This window comes from Phycisphaeraceae bacterium, from assembly GCA_040222855.1.
GTDB lineage: Bacteria > Planctomycetota > Phycisphaerae > Phycisphaerales > Phycisphaeraceae > Mucisphaera.
The window spans coordinates 157,743-177,913 of the sequence record JAVKCD010000025.1; the positions used below are offsets into that span (position 1 = coordinate 157,743).

Consider the following 20,171-nt stretch of genomic DNA (forward strand, 5'->3'; position numbering starts at 1 on the left):
TTGAAGTCTGAGTGTCTTGGCTCAGGCTGATTTGAGCAGAAGATCTGCGATACCGGCTGTGCCAAGCACGATGCTGATGATGCCGTTGAGGGTGAAGAAGGCTGTGTCGAGGTGTTTGGCGGGGCTGCGAGCGATGAGGGTGTGCTCGAGGGTGAGGAGGCCGAGGCAGAGGCCGGTGGCGATGGCGAAGAGCAGGCCGAGTTGAGGGCTGGTGAAGGCGAGGGTGAGTAGCAGGGCGGCGGCGAGGGTGTGGAGGGTGCGGGAGGCCCAGAGGGCGCCGGCAAGGCCGAGGGCCGAGGGGATGGAGAAGATGCGGTGGGTGCGGTCGTGGTCGAGGTCGGCCAGGGCGTAGAGGATGTCGAAGCCAGCGACCCAAGTGAGGACGAAGCCGGCGAGGAGCCAGAGGGCTGGGGTGGCGAGTGAGGCGGGCTCGATGGCGAGGGCGGCGGCGAGGGGGCTGAGGGCGAGGGAGACGCCCAGGACGGCGTGGCAGAGAGCGGTGAAGCGTTTGGTGAGGCTGTAGAGGGCGAGGACGAGGAGGACGGCAGGGGCGAGGATGAGGGGCCAGGGGTTGTCGAGGAGGGTGAAGCCGGCGGCGGCGAGGAGCAGGAGAGTGGCGGAGGCGAGGCAGGCGGCGAGCATGGTGGTGGGCGAGACGCGGCCCGCGGGGACGGCTCGGCGGGCGGTGCGGGGGTTGGCGGCGTCGAGGCGGCCATCGGCCCAGCGGTTGAAGGTCATCGCGAAGGTGCGGGCGGCGACCATGCAGAAGAGGATCAGGGCCCACTCGGTGAGTGAGGGCAGGCGGCTGGCGGCGTCGGCGGCGAGCATCATGCCCAGCAGGGCGAAGGGCAGGGCGAAGACAGTATGGGCGAGTTTGATGTCGGCGGCGATCTCGCGGGCTGACTGGACGAGGCCTTGCGATGTCGTCGGTGCTGCGGAGGGGTTACTCGTGGGCATCGTCTGAGTCCGGGGCGCGTTCGCGGGCTAGCTGGTCGGCCCAGCGGACGTTGAGGTCGTGTTGGATACCGAGGTGGTCGAGGCAGCGGCCGACGACGAAGTCGATGATGGCATCGACGGTGTTGGGCATCATGTAGAAGCCGGGGTTGGCGGGGAGGATCATGGCCCCGGCTTCGGTGGCCGATTTCATGTTGTTGATGTCGATGAGGCTCAGGGGGGTTTCGCGGTGGACGAGGATGAGCTTGCGTCGTTCCTTGAGGGTGACGTGGGCGGCGCGGTGGAGGAGGTTCTGGGAGACGCCAGTGGCGATGGCGGCGAGGGAGTTGGAGGAGCAGGGGATGATGATCATGCCGTCGTGGCGGAAGGAGCCTGAGGCGATGGGGGCTCCAACATCGCGGTAGGGCTGGAGTTTGACGCTCCCGCCGGTGGAAGGTTGTTCGGCGTGGGTGGGGTTGAGAAGGATGGAGCCGGGGCCTGCGAGGTCTTCGAGATCGACGTTTTCGATGCCGAGTTCATCGTGGAGGAGTCGGCGGCCGAGCGGGGAGACGACGAGGTGGACTTCGGCCCCTGCGGCGATGGCGAGGGAGGTGAGTCGGGTGGCGTAGGCTGCCCCGCTGGCTCCGGTGATACCGACGACGATTTTGGGCTGGTTGTGTTGGTCCAAGGCGGTCTCCTAGAGGAGTTTAGGGCCGCCGGTGCGGTGGGGGCGGGTTAGTTGCTAGCGACTTGCTGAAGCCCGAAGGTGAGTCCGGTGGCTGAGACGTTGAGGCTGGTCACGCGGACGTTGGTTTTGCTGTCGATGGGGAAGATGGGGTCGAAGGCGTGGCCCTCGAAGGCTGCGACGATGTTCTGGACTTGTGCTTTGCTGCCAGCCTTGTCGGCGTAGGTTTTGAGTTGACTGGTAATGGTCTCGCGGGGGAGGGCGAGTTCGCCGGCGTCGATCCGGGTGATCTTGAGCGTGGCCTGGCCGTTGGGGGTGAAGGTGAGTTGGTTGTGGAGGGTGATCCAGCCGGAGACCTCATCGGTTTTCATCTCGAAGGCGAGGACGAGGCGGCCGTTGACCTGGTTGACGAGGTAGTTGGCTGCGAAATCGGGGAGCTTGGTGCCCTGGTTCTTGGCCCACTGTTCGAGTCGCTCGCTAAACCAAACGTTGATTTCGTCGAAGGTCATGGTGAGCTTCTGGGGTCCGGTTTTTTGTGTCGTAGATGCGTTGGGCGTCGTGGTTGGGTTGTTGGTCAGGCGGAAGTTGCGGCCGGTGCCATCGAATGCAGCGACGGAGGCGTTGGTGTTTCCCTGGAGGAGTTGGCGGGTTTCGGGATCGATGGAGCTGTGGGTGTCGCCGAAGAGGCTGGCGAGTCGTTGTTCGAGGTTCTGTGCTATCTGCTCACGTTCGGCTTTAGGTGTGTTCTCGATGAAAGCGAGTGTCTGGCGGACGTGCTCGGGGGTGGTGGAAGCGAGGTAGGCGAGGGTGACGCCAGCGAGGGTGACCAAGGCAATGATGGCGATGAGGAATGTCCCCCAGCGGAATCGTTTTTGGGCTGGGTGTGAGGTGGTCATGGATTGGTCTCGCTAGCGGAGGTTAGGTGTGGCGATCTATTGATCGCTGTTGGAGGCAGTATCGGCTGGGGTGGTGATCCGCTGGAGATCGCGTGCGGCGTCCCAGAGGCGCTGGTGGAGGATCTCGTGGTCGGGCACGGCATCAACGGCCTGGGCAAGGCGGCCAAGCAGGGCGATGGAGGTTTGTTCGTTGGCGAGAGGCATTAGGGCGGCATCGCCGAGTTGCTCACTGGCGAGTTGGAACCACGCTGAGCCCGATAATCCTTGCTTGGGGGTTTTGGAGGCTTTGGCAGGTTCGATCCATGTTCCATGAGGCAGGTCGGGGGGGGAGGTGATGTCGGCTTCGATGCTGCGGTTGCGCCAACTGCGGGCTTTGCGGGCGTTGCCCGAGCCTTCGGCCATGAGGAGTTCGACCCACAGTCGTCGGCGGCGGGCTTCACGCCAGATGCGTTCGGCGTCATCGGGCTTGATGGGGGCGGTTAAGACGATCTGGGCGGCGAGGATCTTGCCGGGCTCACTGCCGGGGTCGGCGTGGGGTTTTGGCCCGGGTTCGGGTCCGTCTTCAGCGAGTCCTTTGAGGATGGCTTCGGGTGATTCAGAGCCGAGGAGTAGCCAGCCTTCGGCGGCGATGATGCGTCTTTGACGTCGGCTTTCCTGGAGCGGCATGAGGATGCGGGCGTAGTCGTCCCAGGACTCGCGCTGCCTAGCGTCGAGGAGGGCTTGTTCCGCGTGCTGCTCGGCGGTGAGGTAGTCGCGCTCGGCGAGGGCGCGGCTGGCTTGTTCCATGATGTCGGCGGTGGTGTTGATCACACGGTGATTCTATCCCGCAGCCCAGATGAGGAGTAGGGGCATCGGGATGAGGAGAAACAGAGCGGTGTTCACGACGAAGAGCCCGCTGGCGAGTCGGCTATCGAGGTGGAACAGGTTGGCGATCATGACCATCTGGATGGCGGCGGGCATAAAGGCTTCGATGATAAAGACACGCACAAGGAGTTGGGTGGGCGGGGTGGCGGTGGTCATGGCGAAGGCGAGGAGTCCGAATGTGAGCAGGGGGGTCAACCCGTACTGAGCGACTGCGAGGATGGCGTGGGGTCCGATGCGTCGCATGGATTGGTTGAAGTGGAGTCGGAGTCCGACGCCGAAGTATCCGCCAAACGCTCCTGCGTAGAGGAGGATTTTGAGGATGGAGCCTTCGGCGAGGACGGCGGGGTAGGGGACTTCGAGTATGGCGAGGATGACGGCGACGAGTGAGGCGTAGAAGAGGACGGCGCGGACGCTGACGAGACTGTTGAAGATGAGTTTGCCCAGGGGTTCATCGTCTCCGCCTTCGGGGCCGAAGCGACGTGCGAGGGGGTAGAGGAAGACGATCCCACAGGCGGCCATGATGTTGACGGCGGCGACGGCGTAGGCGAAGGCTGCTTCGGCGGTGGCTTGAGCTGCTCCGGGGTCGGTGGGGTCGATACCGGGTGGGGCGTATTCCGGGTTGCTGAGCATGGCGAAGCAGAAGTAGGCTCCGAGGGTGAAGCCCTTGTTGGCGAGGCCAGCACCGATACCGAGCAGGACGGACTCGCTGGAGGCGTAGCCGAGGCGTTTGCAGAGGAGTGTGATGGCGACAGCGGGGATCAGGACGAGGGTCGGCTCAAAGAGCAGTAACCATAGGCTTGAGCTAAGCGGCGGCAGCCGCCAGATGGCCATGAGGGCCATGATGGACCAGATGACGGAGATGGTGATGAGGTGGAGGAAGCGGCTTGCGTCTTCGCGGACCCAGCCTTTTTCGCGGGCGATGTAGCCAGCGGCGAGACAGAGCACGCCAAAGATGGCGAAGATCAGGAAGTCGAGCGTCCGTGCGTCCATGTGGGGTCAGTTGCCTGGTTCGCGGGGCACGAAGGCGTGATAGATCGCGTTGAGGGCGACCTCGAAGTCTTCGGCCTCGACGCCGACGATGATGTTGAGCTCGCTCGAGCCCTGATCGATCATGCGGATGTTGACGTTGGCCTGGGCGAGTGCGTTCATCAGGCGTGCGGCGACGCCGGGCTGGTGGGCCATGGCGCGGCCGACGGTGGCGATGAGGGCGATGTTGGGGAAGACCTCGATGGAGTCGGGTTCGACGGCTTTGCGGATGCCGTCGAGGATGTGGACGAGTTTTCCGGCGACCAGGTCATCGCGGAGAACCAGGGACAGGGTGTCGATGCCTGAGGGCATGTGCTCGAAGCAGATGCCTTGCTCTTCGATGACTTGAAGGATTCTGCGAGCAAAGCCGACCTCTGAGTTCATCAGGGCTTTTTCGATGGCGATGATGGTGAAATCTCGGCGACCGGCGATGCCGGTCACGGGGCTGGCTGAGGCGTCGCTGGGGCTGTCGGCGACGATGCGTGTGCCGGGGTCATCGGGGGCGTTGGTGTTGCGGACCTCGACGGGGATGGAGGCTTCGCGCACGGGGAAGACGGCCTCGTCGTGGAGGACGGTGGCACCCATGTAGGAGAGCTCGCGGAGTTCTTTGTAAGTGATGACGTCGATGCGTCTTGGGTCTTTGACGATGCGAGGGTCGGACATGAGGAGTCCGGAGACGTCGGTCCAGTTTTCGTAGAGCTCGGCGTTGACGGCACGGGCGACGATGGCGCCGGTGACATCGGATCCGCCACGCGAGAAGGTGATGACGTGGCCATCAGGGTTTCCGCCGTAGTAGCCGGGCACCACGGCGCGTTGGTGCTGGAGGAGGGTGCTGCCGAGGCGTTGGTAGGTGGCTTCGCGGCGGAGTCTACCGTTGCGGTCGAACAGGATCTGGTCGATGGGGTCGATGAAGGGAGCGTCGAGTGCGGCGGCGATGATGCGGCCATTGATGTGTTCGCCGCGGCTGGCTGCGTAGGCGGGTCCGTGTCCTTCAGCGACCTGCTGGAGGATGGTAGCGTGGGTCTCGGCCATGAGTGCATCGAGGTTGATATCGACGCCAAGGTCGTTGGCGATCGTGACGAAGCGTTCGGCGATCTGGTTGAAGGTGTCCTCGATGGGCTGGCCTTTGGCGGCGAGTCGGTGGCAAACGAGGAGAAGGTCGGTGACCTTGGTGTCCTCGCGGTGGCGTTTGCCGGGTGCCGAGGGGACGATGTAGCGGCGAGTGGGCTCGGCCGCGATGATCTCCAGAGCCTTGCGGATCTGGTCTGCATCGGCGAGTGAGCTGCCGCCAAACTTGCTTACACGAACGCCCAAGGCCGATCTCCTATTCAGTCGCCGAATCCACGGGATTGAACACTTTAGCCGAGCATCGGCGGGCTTGCGGGGTTTTGGGGCTGACGAGAGGTGCCCGCTGGCCATCGCCGGGAGTTGTTCTATACTGTGCGGCTCGCCCCCAACGCCCGGGTGGCGGAACTGGCAGACGCGCCACGTTGAGGTCGTGGTGGGAGTAAAATCCCTTGGAGGTTCGAATCCTCTCCCGGGCATTCCCCCCCCCCCCCGTATTTTTGATTTTTGAAGGGCTTAGCGCACAAGGCTGATGGCGTTTTCGGCGGCTTGCTTTCCGCTGCGCATGGCGCCTTCTATGGAAGGGGTGGTGGTCCAGTCGCCAGCGGGGGTGATGCCGAGGGGTAGGGCGGTAGAGCGGCTGATGGGTGGGAGGGCGTTGGGGATGGTGTAGGTTCTGAGGTGTCGCCAGGTGCGGGTCTGAGGGCCGAACCAGGTTGAGAGTTCTTTGATGATGCTGGCTTGTAAGTCGTTTGGCTCGAGGATGGGGTGGATGGCGGTGACGCTGATGAGTGATGCGCCAGATGGAGCAAGGGCGGGGCAGATATTGGACAGGACGCAGACGTGGTTGAAGTAGCCTTCGGGGTTGCTGTTGAGGACGAGCATGCGGTCCTCGACGGGGGGTTTGTCGGCGGCGAAGTAGAGAACGGTGGTGCCGTGCATACTCGGGGCGGGCTGGTTGAGGAGTTGGGCGGTGGAAGAGGGATCGGCGGCGAGGATGACGGAGGAGGCGCTGAGTTGTTCTCCGGTGGAGAGGGTTACTGCGTGGCGGTTGGGGTCGATGTTGTGGACGGTGGTGTTGAGGCGGATGCTGTCCGTGGGGAGTTTTTGGGCGAGTTGTATCGGGATGCTCTGAATGCCTCTGGCTGGGATGACGGCCCCGCCTTGGGAGAAGGTGTTGAAGATGAACTTGAGGTAGCTGGCGGGGGCGGTGAGATGGCGGTCGAGAAGGACACCGCGCCACCAGGGATCGAGGAAGGCCTGGCGGAACTGCGGGGTGAAGTGGAGTCGGTCGAAGAGCTGAGCGGCGGTTTCGTCAGAGGGCTGGTCATCGTGGCGGGCGGATCGGGCCATGGTGCGGAGGCGGCCGATGCGGAAGCGGTCCATGAGGTTGCCGGGGCCGACGAAGAGGGTCTCGAAGAGGCGGGCGGGTCGCCGCCAGGGGTCGCTGAAGCGGGCGAAGCCGTTGTTCCAGCGGATCAGGGAGCCGGCCTCGAAGGGGTGGAGATCGAGGGCGTCGAGATCGAGGAGGCTGGAGGCGTAGTCGTAGCCGGTGAGGAAGATCTGGAATCCGCGATCGAGCGTGAAGCCGTCGAGATGGTCGGTGCGCATGCGCCCGCCTGGGGCGTCGGAGGCTTCGAGCAGCAGGAAGGGGTAGGCATCGCGATGGAGTTCGGTGGCGCAGGCGAGCCCTGCGACGCCGGCGCCGATGATGAGGATGGGGCGTTCTGGTCGGCTGGTGTGCATGCTCGTTAGGGTATGGGGCAATCTCGGCGACGGCACCCCGGAAGGAGTGTGAAATTCCTATGTTCACTGAACGACAGCAACCGCGAGCGAATGATTTGAAGTTGTTGCATCAGCTTCTGGCGTTGCCGACAAGCCCGTTTCATGAGCAGAATGTAGCGGCGTTTGCGTGGACGATGGCGGCGCGTTTGGGGTGGCATGTCAGGGTGGATCGGTTTGGGAATTTACGGCTTAAGCCGACAGCTCGGACGCGGCCGAAGCTGGTGCTGACGGCGCATCTGGATCATCCTGGGTTCTGGGCTCTGGCGATGGAGGATGATCAGACGCTGATGGCGCACTGGATGGGAGGTGTGCCTGCTGAGGTGATGCCGGGTCAGGCGGTGCGATTCTGGACGGGCGGGAGGAAGCTGCCGGAGGGTGCGCCTGGGCCTTGGTGTCGGCTGGGGTCGGAGGCCAGACTGGGTGGAGCGGTGGTGGATGGGCGCGTGAAGGAGATCGTTGAGTTGGGGGAACGAGGGACGCCAACACTGGTGCGGATCACGGTTAAGAAGGCGGTTACGCCGGGTTCGATTGGGATGTGGCGGCTGGGTGATCCGGTGGTTCACGATGGTCGCGTGTTTGCGCGTGCGGTGGACGATGTGGCGGCGGTGGCGGCCTTACTGGCGACGGCGCGGCGGCTGAATCGGTTGAGCAACAAGCCTGATGTGGAGATTCTGCTGACACGGGCGGAGGAAGGTGGGTTCTTTGGGGCGATTGATTACTGCCGAGGGATTCGGAATCCGGAGCGGGCGCCGGTTCATGTTGGTTTGGAGATGTCCTCGGCGCGGTCTGAAGTGCCGGTCGGGTCGGGGGTGGTGATTCGTGTTGGGGATCGTCGGATGACGTATGACCCCGGCGTGGCGGACTGGGAGAATGCGACGGCTCAGGCGCTGGCAGCGGGGGATGCTGGGTTTCGCTTCCAACGGCAGTTGATGACCGGTGGGTCGTGCGAATCGACGGTGTACCAGACGTATCTGGGGCGGGCGGGGGCGTTGTGTCTGCCGCTGGGCAACTACCATAATGTTGATCGTGAGCGGAAGACGATTGCACCGGAGTTCATTGACCTTGCGGACTTCCGAGACCTAGTGGAGCTGTGCGTGGCTCTGGCGAAGCAACCGTTTTCTGACAAGGTTGAGCGTGGCGACTCGTTTAGGGCGTGGTGTGAAGTGCACGCTGACCGGCACGCGAACCTGACGCATGATCCTGTGGGAATCGTTGAGCCATTGGATGGTTAGGCAGTGATAGTTCCGGGTGGGATCAGATCGACGAGCTGTGCGGCGCTCTGCTGGAGGTCGATGTTGAGGATGTCGTGGAGGTAGGTCTCGACGGCCTTGAGGTCTGCGCCCCAGCCGTCAGCGGTTTGGTTGATGAGTTGTTGGTAGCCGAGTCCTGCGCCGATGATGAGGCCTGCCAGGGATGCAACGGTATCGGTGTCGCCTGGGAGGGAGACGAGGAGTGATAGGAGGTGTCGCGGGTAGCGGGCTTGTGCGGCGCAGGCGATCAGTTGCGTCCAGAGGTAGAGGGGATCGAAGTTTCGGTCGGCGGGTTCAGGGTTGAGGTTGAGATCGCTGGAAAGGTAGATTCTGTTGGTGAACTGATCGATGAAGTCGTGGTCGCTGGTCTGGGTGTCGCTGCCGAGGTCGTGAGCGATCCTGGAGGCGTGCTGGACTGTGGCGGGTGTGTCGAGGTTCTGAGTGAGTGAACTGGCGTGATCGGCCAGGGTGATGAGGCTCCAGTCGTGCGTCTGAGCGGCCTCGGCGATGAGACAGGCCCAGAGGGCGGTGATGATGGGGGCGTGACCCTGATCGAGGGGGCACCAGCGTGATAATCGGTCGTAGATCGGGTTGGGCGCGGTGGTGCGAATGGTGATGGCGAGGTGTACGCCAGTGAAGAGGCCGAAGATGATCGGGGTGTCGGGTTTGTAGAACGAGGCGGTTGTGTTTGATTGGTGGGCCTCGGCCATCGAGAGCCAGTCGTTGATCTGAGCGGTTCTGTTCGAGGTCAGCCAGGAGGGTTCGTCAGTTCGTGGTTTGAAGTTTCGCATCCAGAAGACCCAGCCATGCCATGACGGTTGTCGTTGTGACTTGAGGCATGACGTTAAGTAGGGATCGAGGATGAGATGGCGGAACTCGGTGTCATCGGTGACGACGCCGAGGCGGTCGGTTGTGATATCTGCGGGGGGCCAGACATTCCAGGGTGAGCCGTCGGCGGTGTGGAAACTGGAGGCGGGGAGGAGTCGGTAGTGGTCCTGGGGGTTGGCTGGTTTTCCTGCGAGGCCGTCGAGCTCTCGCGGTGCGCCGAGGGCGTCGGCGTAGGCGGCGAGGAGGAGCATCCCGTGGGCACGGTCGACGCGTTGGTCTCGTGTCATCGCTGGCATGAGCGGGTTGGTGTTAGCCTTTCATCCCGGTCATGGAGATGCCTTCGATGAAGGTGCGCTGGGCGAGGAAGAACAGGACGATGACGGGAAGGACGACCATGGTGCTGGCGGCCATGAGGTAGTGCCATGGCGTGCCCCCTTGCCTGCTCTGGAACGATTGGAGGCCGAGGGCCAGGGTGAAGTCTTCCTGTTCGGTGAGGTAGATCAGGGGCCCGAGGAAGTCGTTCCAGGTTGCTAGGAACTGGAAGAGGGCGACGACGGCGACGGCGGGTGTGGCGAGGGGGAGGATGACCTGGAGGAAGATCCGGATGTGCCCGCAGCCGTCGATGGTGGCGGCTTCGGAGAGTTCTCGGGGGATGGTGCGGAAGAACTGGCGGAGTAGGAAGATGTTAAAGGGCGTGGCGAACCAGAAGGGGACCCAGAGCGGGTGGAGCGTACCGATCCAGCCGAGTTCGCGGAAGAGTCCGTAGAGGGGGACCATGACGACGGGGAAGGGGATCATCATGGTGGCAAGGACGATAAAGAAGACCTTGTCGCGGCCGGGCCATTCGATGCGTGAGAAGCCGTAGGCGACCAGGGAGCAGGAGATGACCGTGCCGGTGACCGTGAGGAAGCAGAGCAGGAGGGAGTTAAAGAGGTACTGGGGGAAGTAGGCCATCTCCTTGATGGCTTCGAGGTAGTTTCGCCAGCGGAAGTGGATGCTGTAGGCGATCGATCCGGCGGGGACGGTGATCTCAGCGGTCAGGGGGTGGGCGAGGAACTCGCGTTCGTCCCAGTCGATGATGTGACGGCGGAGTTTGGTGATGGAAACGGTCATCTCCTGTTCCTGAGAGATGGCGGCATCGACTTGCTCATCGGTCCGGTCGTAGACACGGCCCAGGTCGGCGACAGGGATCGTCTCGCGGCGGAAGGTGCCATCGCGGAGGGGGACCAAGACGTCGATGGTGCCTTGATCAGGTACGGCGGTGTCGGGGTCATACAAGCGGACGCTGGTGGAGCGGCCGTTGATCATGGCCTGCCAGTGGTAGTTGGCGATCACGCGGATCGAGGTGTCGAGCTGGTCGGTCATGGGGTCTTCGAGGACGCGGACCGGGACGGGCTCGGCGACATCGGGCAGGTCAAGGTGCCATTGGTAGGCGTAAGCGACCGATACGGGTTGGTCATCAGCGGTGTCTTCGGGGATGTCGCTGGCTCCGACCTGGACAAGGCGGCCAAAGACCTCGACATGGGCGGCTGTGGGCAGCCAAGTCGGGGGCAGGGACATGGTCTGGTCGATGGGTTTCAGGGATGTGGAGAGCATCCAGAGCATCGGAACGGAGAAGATGAACCCACCGAGGCAGAGGATGGTAAAGCGTAGGAACTGGGTGGGTTTACTAGACATCGTGTATCAGTCCCCGGCGTAGTAGAGGTGGCGTCGCATGCCGACATGGGCGAGCCAGGTTAGGAAGAGGATGATGCCGAAGAGCACGACGGCCATGGCGCAGGCGTAGCCCATGTTGTTGTAGGTGAATGCGTTTTGATAGAGATAGACGGCGTAGAGGAGTGCGGAGCGTTCGGGCCCGCCATCGGGTCCCAGCATGACGAAGGGTTTCACGAACTCCTGCATCCCGCCGATGATGCCCATGATGAGGTTGAAGTAGATGACGGGGGAGACCATGGGGATGGTGATGCTCCAGAACTTTCGGAGGCTGTTGGCCCCGTCGAGTTCGGCGGATTCGTAGAGTGAGCGTGGGACATCCTGGAGCCCGGCGAGGAAGAGGACCATGGTCCCGCCGATCTGCCAGACCTGTGAGAGGATGAGCGTGTTCTTGGTCCAGGCGGGGTCATCGAGCCAGAGGGGGCCTTGAATGCCGAAGAGGTAGCTCAGGGCGTAGTTGACCAGTCCGAACTGGCCGTTGAAGAGCCAGAGCCAGATCATGGCGACACCCACGAGCGGGACGATAGCGGGGATGTAGAAGAGGGTGCGGAAGATCGAGCGGCCGAGGATCTCTTTGTTGAGCAGGACGGCGCAGAGCAGCGCCATGATGAGGCCGAGTGGGACGGCGAAGGCTGCGTAGTAGGCGGTGTTCCAGAGCGAGAGCCAGAAGATCTCGTCCTGGAGCATGTAGGTGTAGTTCTCCGTTCCGATCAGGATCGGGCTGCGGAGGATGTCGTAGTCGCAGAATGAGAAGTAGACGGCCATGGCGACGGGGTAGAGTCCGAAGACGGCGAACCCGATGATCCACGGGCTAATGAAGGCAAGGCCGAGCCTGAGTTTCTGTCGTTCGCCTGGGGTCATCGCATCTGCTCCCATTCGGCGAGCCGGACGTCCTTGGTCAGCTCCCAGCGTCGGACGGCGCGGTCGAGTTTTTTCTGTATCCGTTGCTCGACCCGTTCCATGGCGGGTTCGGGTTCGATGACCTGGCGGTAGACCGAGTTGATGCTGACGTTCATCTCGGAGAGGTACTCCTGCCAGAGTGGGATGAGCGGGGTGGTGCGGGCGTTGGGGCTGGAGGCGAGGTCGATGAAGACCTCGATGTAGGGGTTTGGGTGATCCTGGAGGAAGCGTTCGCTGGTCTTAACCAGCGGGCTGAACTTGCGGTGGCCGAGGCAGAGTTTTTCCATCGGGCCTTGCTGGTTGACGTAGCGGATAAAATCAAAGGCGGCATCTGGGTGGCGGGCGCCTTTAGGGATGACCAAGACGTCGGACTCGAGGATGGTGACCTTGGGGGTGGTGTTGGGGTAGGCGGAGGGGAAGGGGGCGACACCCCATTCGAGCCGGGGGGCGAACTGATCGATGAAGTTGTACATCCAGACGCCCTGGATGACCATGGCGATCTGGCCCTCAAGGAATGGCTCCTGCGGTGAGCCGAAGTTGCCGAAAGAGCTGCCGAAAGCGAGCATGTTGTTCTTGCCATATTTCTCGGTGTAGCTCTCGATCCAGCGCATGGCGTCGAGGTTGGGTTCGGAGGCGGGGGTGACTCTGGTTCCGTCGTCGTTTACAAGCGAGGCGTCCCACCAGTAGCCCCACATGGGTAGCCACCAGCCGGGGTAGGTGGGGGAGTGGCCCAACTGGATGATGCGAAACTCGCTTGCCCTTGAGTCGTCGGCGATGCCGGCTTGTTCTTGAGTCGTCATGTCGCTGTAGCGGACCTGGATTGTTTGTCCGTCTCGTTCGAGTTCGACGATGGTGAGTTTCTCGGCCATGGCGTCGAGTTCAGCGATTGATTGCGGGGGGCGTTCGGGGTCGAGTCCGGCTTCTTCAAAAAGCTGTTTGTTGTAGTGGAGTGCGACGGTGGCGGGCGTTGTGGGCAAAGCCCAGACAAATCCGCGGTGGCTGACAGTTTCCCAGAGGGCGGGGTAGTAGTCTTCTCCGCTGATGCCAGCTTCTGCGATGTAGCTGTCGAGAGGGGTGAGGGCGTTTTTCTCGGCGTAGCTGGGGACCATGTACCCCCAGAGTCCGGCGATGTCCGGCGGGTTTCCGCCCGCCGTAGCGAGGAGGACTTTCTGGTCGATCTGGCTGACGGTCAGGAACTTGACGAGGACTTGGTCCTGGGAAGCGTTGTAGTCATCGACAACACGACGCATGGCTTCGGCTTCAAACGATCCCCATTTCTCCCAGTATTGAAGGATGATGCGGCCGTCGGCGGTGCGATCGTCCCGGCTGTCGCCACAACCCGTGAGTGCGATCGCCACAATGGTCGCGCATGCCAACAAGAAGACTCGGCGACACCATGGGGGCAGGATCATGAAGAGGAACTCCTGAAACCGTTATGAAACAATGTCGCTGTGCGTCTCTATGAAACCGTATCAATCATTCAAGCGTAGTGTAGCGTGACCGGGTGTCGTGATGGTGGGGTGGCACGAAGGTGGCATGAAACATGATGAAACGAGAGGGGTTTCAGGACGGCTAGTAGCCGATCAGCCATGCTGGCGGGACGACCTGCTGCTCTGCTGCGGCGGAGCCGTCGAGCATGAGACGGTTGAAGGACTTGCCGCCAGCGTGGACGAGGCCGATTCGATCGGGGACGTGGCCGGGCTGGCGAAAGTCGATGACGCTGGTGGTGCGGCTTGGCGGCGGTTCATCGGGTCCGGGTGGAGACGCGGCGGAATCGATGAGCAGGGGAATGCTGGATTGCTGAACAGCACCGTCCAGGTCTATGAAAGCTGGAGCGGGGGCGTTGTCGTAGTCAGCCTGGTCACCTGGCAGACCGGCATAGCCGGTTGCGTTGATGGCGTAGGTGCGTGTCATGACTGCTTCGCTGATACTTGCTGTCGCTGGGCAGACCAGGATGGATTCAGCGTCGTATAGCTCTGCAGTAGTCTGGCCTTGGCGTCCCATTCGGGCCTGGACTTCGAGAGCCCAGTTGGGACGCTGGCCGTAGGGTTGGCCGAGAGCCGGGCTGAGTCCGCTGTGCTCGTCGGCGTAGAGACGTATGCCGATGTAGGCTTGGCGGAGGTTGGTCAGGCAGCGGGCGGAACGTGCGACATCACGGGCTGAACCGAGTGCGGGGAGCAGGATGCCGATGAGCACGGCGATGATGGAGATCACCACGAGTAGCTCGATCAGGGTGAAGGCCGGGTTGTGTGTATGCGTTGCACGGCTCACGGCGTCGGCACGATCCGGAGCAGCTTGCCGTTGCCGTCATCGGTGAGGACGTACATGAAGCCATCGGGTCCCTGGCGGACATCGCGGACTCGTTGATCGAACTTCAGGGATGTTTCGTTGGCGACCTGGCCGTCTTCCAGGTCGATCCGACGGATCTGTTGCATGCGTAGTCCGCCGGCGAAGAGGTCGCCCTTCCAGTTGGGGTAGCGGTCGCCGGTGTAAAAGCAGAGGCCGGATGGGGCGAGGTTGGGGGTCCAGACGATCATGGGTTCGATCGTGCCTTGCATCGTGGCGGTGTCCGAGATGCGTGGTCCCCAGTATTCGATGGAGTAGGTGGCGGCGGGCCAGCCGTAGTTGCCGCCAGGTTGGAGCTGGTTGAGTTCATCTCCGCCTCGGGCTCCGTGCTCGGAGACGTAGATGACGCCGGTGGCTGGGTCCAGGTCCATTCCCTGGATGTTGCGGTGGCCGTAGGTGTAGACCTCGGGGAAGGCGTTTGGCCGGTCGGTAAAGGGGTTGCCGGGTGCGGACTCGCCTTCATCAGTCAGACGGACGGTCTTGCCGAAGTGGCTGTCGAGGTCGAGGGCGTAGAGGCGCGTGAGTTTTCCATCGACTGAGGAAGGGGGGTTCCCGCCGTCGCCGATGGACATGAGAAGTGACCCGTCGGCGAGCCAGAGGAGTCGTGAACCGAAGTGTTGTCCGCCCTTTTTCAGCTGAGAGACTTCAAAGAGGTTCTGGACTTGTGAGAGTTGCGAGAGGTCTTGACTCAGGACACCACGGACCAGAACGGTGTGGTTGGCGTCCTTGGTACCTTGAGAGAGCGTGAGGTAGACCCAGCGGTTGTTGGTGAAATCCGGGTGGAGCGAGATGTCCATCAGTCCGCCCTGGCCGTGAGCGAGGATGGGAGGGAGTCCGCCAACGGGCTGATTGATCAGTTCGCCGTTGACGACGAGGCGGAGTCGTCCGGCGCGTTCGGTGATGAGCATGGCGTCCTGGTTGGGGAGCCAGGCGATGCCCCATGGTCGTTCGAGCCCCTCGATCACGGTCTCGGCTCGCCAGTTGGGTTCTTCGGGGACCTCAGCGGTTGGTGTGATGGGGCCTTGAGGGTACTCCTGCCCGCAGGCGGTTGAGACCTGGAGCAGCGGGCAGAGGCAAAACATCAGCAGGATTGAGGCTCGTGACATCGGGCAACTCCAGTGGAGACCAATCGGTCCAGGTGCTTGTTGTCATCATCCTAGGAGCGGAAGACGGGTTCATGCTCGCGGGAAACGGCTTGTTGAAGGGTCATAAGCTCATCTTGGGTCAGAGGGGCGGTGTTCTGGGTGAAGCCAATCGCCAATCTCATCAGATCGGGCAGGCCGGGGGGAATGGCGGCGCAGACGCCGGGCTGATTGAGGGTGAAGCGGAGTTGAAGGTGAGCGAGCTCGATGCGGTCTTCGGGGACATACCACACTCGGTCTGGATGCGGATTTTCTTCCCCCTCGTCGTATCGTCGTCGGGCGAGGGACTTGATGGCGAGGACGCCAACGTCGTGTTGATGGCATATCTCCAAGAGGGCGGGACCGAATCCGCCTTGAAGCCAAGCGGCGTAGTTGATGGGGAACAGGGCGGTTTCGATGATGCCTGTTTCGATGAGTCGGATGGCTGCAGCTTCGTTGTGGGCGCTGAGGCCGATGTGGCGGATTTTGCCTTGTTCGCGAGCCTTGTGATACGCCTCCAGGGCCCCGCCGGGTGCGAGGATCTGATCGACTTCTTCATCGGTGGTCACAGCGTGGAACTGATAGACGTCGAAGTGGTCGGTTCTCAGGAAGCTCAGAGATCGTTCCAGGTCGGCCATGGCGTCCTTGGCGGTTCGGTGCATGGTCTTGCAGTTGAGGACGACACCGTCGCGGTGTCCTTGGAGTGCCGGACCAAGTTGCTCCTGGGCGTCGCCATAGCCCGGGGCGATGTCGAAGTAGGTGATCCCGGCTTCGAGGGCTTCGGCGACGATGGCATTGGCGGGCTCCTGTTGCTGACCCTTGAGGGCGATGCCGGGGAACCCGAGGATGGAGACCTCAAGACCGGTCTTTCCGAGTTTTCGCTGTTCCATGATGTACGCCTTTCGTCAAGACATACAAGGATAACGTGGGCGATTGCCTGTGACCGGGTGGTGTCGATTATTCTGGTTCTCGACGAGAGATCGCCCCCCGGCCGTGGACCTGCGCTATCCTTAGGGCATGACTACGACGACCTCCATGCGTCCTGCCACACTCGCTGACCTTCGCTCTTCGGGCTGGGTTTCCAAACCGGTCAAGCGGGAGATCCATGACAATCTCATGAAGATGCTGCGGGGGGATCAGGAGATGTTCCCCGGCATCATTGGCTACGAAGACACAGTGATTCCCGAGATTGTGCTGGCGTTGCTGGCGCAGCATGACATGCTCTTTCTCGGCGAGAAGGGGCAGGCGAAGAGTCGGCTGATGCGTGCGCTGGTTCAGTTCCTCGATGAGTCGGTGCCGTACATCGATCACCCGGAGATGCCCGTGCATGAGGATCCATTTGCGCCGATTTCTCGGGTGGGCAAGGAGCTGATCGCCAGCCTGCCTCCCGAGGAAGTGCGGATCGGCTGGTGGGACCGCGAGCATCGGTATGCGGAACGACTGGCACCGGGCACCAAGTTTGCCGACATCATCGGCGAGATCGATCCTTCCAAGCTGGCGTCGGGTGTGAGCATGTCGGCGGAGGAGGCGTTGCATTTTGGGTTGATCCCACGGATGCACCGGGCGATCTTCGCGATGAACGAGCTGCCGGAGCTTGATGAGCTGGTTCAGGTCGGGCTTTTTAATATCCTCGAAGAGCGCGATGTGCAGATCCGTGGTTATCCGATCAGCTTTGATCTCGACATCATGATTCTGTTCTCTGCGAATCCCTCGACTTACAACCGGTCTGGGAAGGTGATCCCGCAGCTCAAGGATCGCATTGGCTCGGTCATTCATACGCACTACCCACAGGACCGTGATCTGGGGATTCAGATTACGGCTCAGGAGGCACCGGTTTCGTTGGAGGGTGATGTGCCGGTGGCGGTTCCGTATTTCATGCGACAGCTGATCGAGCAGATCACCATCGCGGCAAGGGCATCTCGCTATGTGGATCATCACTCCGGTGTCTCGGCGCGGTTTAGCAGCGCGAACTACGCGACGATGGTGTCTTCGGCAAGGCGTCGTGGGGCAGTGTTGAATGAGACGCCAGCTGTTCCACGGATATCTGATCTCGGGCACCTCTACGCATCGAGTCTGGGCAAGCTAGAGCTTGACATGATGGGCTCGCACCAGATGAGCGAGAAGCAGGTCTTTGATGCGATTGTCGCCGAGGCAATCCGGACCCTCTTTGATGAGTATGTCGATCAGCATGGGCTCGAGGAGATCAGTGCGATCTTCCGAGAGGGTGTGCGTATTGAGGTGGGCGATATGCTGCCTTCGGAGGCTTATGAGCACGCTCTGCGGCACGTCCCGCCTGCGTGGGAGAAGGCGTTTGAGGTCAACTCCGCCAGTCAACCACAGATGCGGGCAGCATGCGTCGAGTTTGTCCTTGCCGGCTTGTATGCGACGGAGCGGATCAGCCGTCGGCAAGACCACGGCAGGATTGCCTACGAGTTATGAGCAAAGCACCCTATTCATCCAGGCAATCTTGGCGTGGGCGTCACGCTGGAGGCGTCATCCACACCTATCAGGGCTATGACCCGGTGGAGCTGCCGGGGCCGATCTCCAACATGGAGCAACAGGGCGATCTGGCGTCGTTGGGCATGGAACACATGCTGACGTATGGGTCGATGCGTCGCTTCTCTGAGGAAGAGTTGGCTAACGCGATTCACCTGGACCCTAGCCAGATTCAGGGGTTGGGACCTAGTCTTGAATCCTTGATCGCCATGCTTGAGGAACGCAAGCGCAAGATTCTTGAGACCTACGAGACTGCGCATGCTCGCTTGAAGGCCGAGAATGCGTATCTGGATCACGCGGCGTCACTTGATCCGCCTCGAAAATCGCGCAAGGCTTATCGCTCAGCCATCGAGGGTTTTCAGTACGCGGAGCTAAAGAAGCTGTGGTACCGACAAGAGGATGAGGGGTCTGCGTTTGCGACGGGGCTGCTTCACCTGATGGAGGAGCTTGGTCGGTTGTATCAGGTCGAGAAGCTGGCCTCGGATTATCGGTTTACAGGGCACGATAAAATGTCGGTTGATCGGGCGCTTGAGATCAAGGCGGAACTGGAACAGATTGACAAGTTGCTCGAGCAGCTGCGTCAGGCGATGGAGAACGCTCAGTTAGCCGTCATTGATATGGATGAGCTAAGTGAGTTCGCGGACCCCGGTCAGATTGAGGAGCTTGAGGCGTTTCAGCGGCAGGTTGAGGAGATGATTCGCGAGCAGGCGCGTCGCCAGGGGCTCGAGCGTGGAGAGGCTGGCGGTTATGACCTGACGCCGGAGGCTTACCGGCTGTTTCAGTCCAGGGTGCTTGGGACGATCTTTGCTGACCTGTCCGCTGGCAAGACTGGGCGGCATCAGGCGGATTTGTCCGGCGAGGGGGCTGTTGAGACGCAGCGGACTCGTGCTTATGAGTTTGGTGATTCAATCGCGCACATGGATATCCCGGCAACGATCACGAATGCCATGCTGCGTCAGCAAGGTGGCGGCAGCACTGGTCCGGTGCGTTTTCGGCCTGAGGACATCGAGGTTCACCTCACGCGGAACAACCCTAAGTGCGCGACGGTGGTTATTGTCGATATGTCGGGCTCGATGCGGCATGGCGGGCAATATGTCGATGCCAAGCGGATGGCTCTGGCTCTGGATGGGTTGATCCGCTCGGAGTATCCGGGGGACTATCTTGGCTTTATCGAGATGTATTCGGTCGCTCGGATTCGAACGATCGGCGAGGTGGTGGCGATGATGCCGAAGGTCCCGACGATTCGTGACCCGGTGGTTCGTTTGCGGGCCGACATGTCGGACCCGGAGATGAATGAGTATCGGGTCCCTCAGCACTTCACGAACATGCAGCACGCGTTGTCACTGGCTCGGCGTTTGTTGGCGGCTCAGGACACCCCGAACCGTCAGGTGGTGCTGATTTCGGATGGCTTGCCGACGGCGCACTATGAGGATCAGGACCTCTACATGCTCTATCCGCCGGACCCACGAACGGAGGAGATGACCCTCCGGGAGGCAAGGCTCTGCAAGCAGGAGGGGATCACGATCAACATGTTTGTCGTGCCGAGCTGGTCACAGGATGAGGACGACATCCGGTTTAGTCACCGGATGGCTCAGACGACAGGCGGGCGGGCTTTTTTTACGGCAGGGCATGATCTTGATCGGTACGTCGTGTGGGATTACGTCAACCATCGGCGGTCTGTGATCGGGTGAGGGGCGCATAGCGAAACCCGCCGGCCGATGAAGGCCAGCGGGCTGCTCCTCGCTTGGTTGTGCTTTATTTAGTCCAGCGAGACTTCGACTTCGGCGAACCCGCTCTGCGGGACACCAAAGCTGCCGATGTCTTCGCCGGGGAAAGCACGAGGCGTCTGCAGCGCGGCCAGTCGGTCGGGCTGCAGTTCGATGACGCCAAAGAGTTCAAATCCCAGCCCGTCACTCGACGAGAGGTTGATGCCCTGCTCGTAGGAGTTGGTCTGCGTGTAGGCCGAGGCCGAACGCATGTCGGAACCATCGTCCGACGAGAACATCTCGCATCCGGTGCTCAGCAAGGCGAACGAAGCAATCAAAGCAGTGGTCGTGATCTTCCAGTTCATGGCGGTGCTCCTCAGGAAGGTGCGATGCCCGCCGGACGCCCGGCTGGGACTGGTGCGCCCCACCGGCGGCACCACCACAGGAATCGACTCGTGAGGAGGGGTTATTCAGTCCTTCGACGCGATCTATGCCGTGGTTTCTGCATCCGCCCATAACCTCAGCGGCATGATCGCTATAACCGGTCTGATTGTTAC

The 20,171-nt window shown here is 61.8% G+C and carries 19 protein-coding genes and 1 tRNA gene; 5 read left to right on the plus strand and 15 right to left on the minus strand.

The window, feature by feature from the left end; genetic code table 11:
• Positions 1-21: 21 nt before the first annotated feature.
• Genes RIG82_10545 through RIG82_10570 form a run of 6 tightly spaced genes read right to left on the minus strand, consistent with a single transcriptional unit; the run spans position 22 to position 5,718 of the window.
• Entirely contained in the window at positions 22-957 is a 936-nt protein-coding gene (locus RIG82_10545; GenBank protein ID MEQ9461377.1) for a UbiA-like polyprenyltransferase, read from the minus strand.
• Positions 944-1,621, minus strand: a complete 678-nt coding sequence (locus RIG82_10550; protein MEQ9461378.1) for a UbiX family flavin prenyltransferase — start codon at positions 1,619-1,621, stop codon at positions 944-946. Before RIG82_10550 ends, RIG82_10545 begins: the two co-directional genes overlap by 14 nt.
• Positions 1,622-1,668: 47 nt before the next feature.
• Positions 1,669-2,514 (minus strand): hypothetical protein, encoded by an 846-nt coding sequence (locus RIG82_10555; protein MEQ9461379.1) that lies wholly within the window; start codon positions 2,512-2,514, stop codon positions 1,669-1,671.
• A 36-nt stretch (positions 2,515-2,550) separates the two neighbouring features.
• Entirely contained in the window at positions 2,551-3,324 is a 774-nt protein-coding gene (locus RIG82_10560; GenBank protein MEQ9461380.1) for a hypothetical protein, read from the minus strand.
• Positions 3,325-3,333: 9 nt separating this feature from the next.
• On the minus strand, positions 3,334-4,368 hold the full coding sequence (locus tag RIG82_10565) for a hypothetical protein (GenBank protein MEQ9461381.1): 1,035 nt from the start codon (positions 4,366-4,368) through the stop codon (positions 3,334-3,336).
• 6 nt (positions 4,369-4,374) lie between these two features.
• The gene (locus tag RIG82_10570) at positions 4,375-5,718 is read right to left on the minus strand and encodes an aspartate kinase (protein MEQ9461382.1); all 1,344 of its coding nucleotides are present in this window, start codon (positions 5,716-5,718) and stop codon (positions 4,375-4,377) included.
• A 144-nt stretch (positions 5,719-5,862) separates the two neighbouring features.
• On the opposite strand from RIG82_10570, the gene RIG82_10575 reads away from it, so the two are divergent.
• Positions 5,863-5,948, plus strand: a tRNA-Leu gene (locus RIG82_10575).
• A 37-nt stretch (positions 5,949-5,985) separates the two neighbouring features.
• Here the strand turns inward: RIG82_10575 and RIG82_10580 are convergent.
• Positions 5,986-7,215 carry an NAD(P)/FAD-dependent oxidoreductase gene (locus RIG82_10580; protein ID MEQ9461383.1) on the minus strand — a complete coding sequence of 410 codons (1,230 nt, stop codon included), beginning with the start codon at positions 7,213-7,215 and terminating at the stop codon, positions 5,986-5,988.
• Positions 7,216-7,274: 59 nt separating this feature from the next.
• On the opposite strand from RIG82_10580, the gene RIG82_10585 reads away from it, so the two are divergent.
• Positions 7,275-8,486, plus strand: a complete 1,212-nt coding sequence (locus tag RIG82_10585; protein MEQ9461384.1) for a M20/M25/M40 family metallo-hydrolase — start codon at positions 7,275-7,277, stop codon at positions 8,484-8,486.
• Here the strand turns inward: RIG82_10585 and RIG82_10590 are convergent.
• The 7 genes from RIG82_10590 to RIG82_10620 all read right to left on the minus strand — a co-directional run bounded on the left by RIG82_10590 (position 8,483) and on the right by RIG82_10620 (position 16,302).
• Positions 8,483-9,628 (minus strand): ADP-ribosylglycohydrolase family protein, encoded by a 1,146-nt coding sequence (locus tag RIG82_10590; GenBank protein ID MEQ9461385.1) that lies wholly within the window; start codon positions 9,626-9,628, stop codon positions 8,483-8,485. The two genes, RIG82_10585 and RIG82_10590, sit on opposite strands and share 4 nt — an antisense overlap.
• A 13-nt stretch (positions 9,629-9,641) precedes the next feature.
• Entirely contained in the window at positions 9,642-11,009 is a 1,368-nt protein-coding gene (locus RIG82_10595) for a carbohydrate ABC transporter permease (protein MEQ9461386.1), read from the minus strand.
• A 6-nt stretch (positions 11,010-11,015) separates the two neighbouring features.
• Positions 11,016-11,906: a sugar ABC transporter permease gene (locus RIG82_10600; GenBank protein ID MEQ9461387.1), complete on the minus strand. Its 891-nt coding sequence runs from the start codon at positions 11,904-11,906 to the stop codon at positions 11,016-11,018.
• The gene (locus RIG82_10605) at positions 11,903-13,357 is read right to left on the minus strand and encodes an ABC transporter substrate-binding protein (GenBank protein ID MEQ9461388.1); all 1,455 of its coding nucleotides are present in this window, start codon (positions 13,355-13,357) and stop codon (positions 11,903-11,905) included. Before RIG82_10605 ends, RIG82_10600 begins: the two co-directional genes overlap by 4 nt.
• 160 nt (positions 13,358-13,517) lie before the next feature.
• Complete coding sequence (locus RIG82_10610; GenBank protein ID MEQ9461389.1) at positions 13,518-14,216, minus strand: type II secretion system protein; 699 nt, start codon at positions 14,214-14,216, stop codon at positions 13,518-13,520.
• Positions 14,213-15,397 carry a PQQ-dependent sugar dehydrogenase gene (locus tag RIG82_10615; GenBank protein ID MEQ9461390.1) on the minus strand — a complete coding sequence of 395 codons (1,185 nt, stop codon included), beginning with the start codon at positions 15,395-15,397 and terminating at the stop codon, positions 14,213-14,215. Before RIG82_10615 ends, RIG82_10610 begins: the two co-directional genes overlap by 4 nt.
• A 50-nt stretch (positions 15,398-15,447) precedes the next feature.
• Positions 15,448-16,302 (minus strand): aldo/keto reductase, encoded by an 855-nt coding sequence (locus RIG82_10620; protein MEQ9461391.1) that lies wholly within the window; start codon positions 16,300-16,302, stop codon positions 15,448-15,450.
• A 127-nt stretch (positions 16,303-16,429) separates the two neighbouring features.
• Here RIG82_10620 and RIG82_10625 point away from each other — a divergent pair, with 127 nt between their 5' ends.
• Positions 16,430-17,851: a magnesium chelatase gene (locus RIG82_10625; protein ID MEQ9461392.1), complete on the plus strand. Its 1,422-nt coding sequence runs from the start codon at positions 16,430-16,432 to the stop codon at positions 17,849-17,851.
• A complete protein-coding gene (locus RIG82_10630) occupies positions 17,848-19,599 on the plus strand; it encodes a VWA domain-containing protein (protein MEQ9461393.1) in 1,752 nt (583 codons plus the stop codon). Before RIG82_10625 ends, RIG82_10630 begins: the two co-directional genes overlap by 4 nt.
• Positions 19,600-19,667: 68 nt before the next feature.
• On the opposite strand, the gene RIG82_10635 is transcribed toward RIG82_10630, so the two are convergent.
• Positions 19,668-19,886 carry a hypothetical protein gene (locus RIG82_10635; protein ID MEQ9461394.1) on the minus strand — a complete coding sequence of 73 codons (219 nt, stop codon included), beginning with the start codon at positions 19,884-19,886 and terminating at the stop codon, positions 19,668-19,670.
• Between RIG82_10635 and RIG82_10640 the strand changes: the two genes are divergently transcribed.
• Positions 19,885-20,073 carry a hypothetical protein gene (locus RIG82_10640; GenBank protein ID MEQ9461395.1) on the plus strand — a complete coding sequence of 63 codons (189 nt, stop codon included), beginning with the start codon at positions 19,885-19,887 and terminating at the stop codon, positions 20,071-20,073. The genes RIG82_10635 and RIG82_10640 overlap by 2 nt on opposite strands.
• Positions 20,074-20,171: the final 98 nt, after the last annotated feature.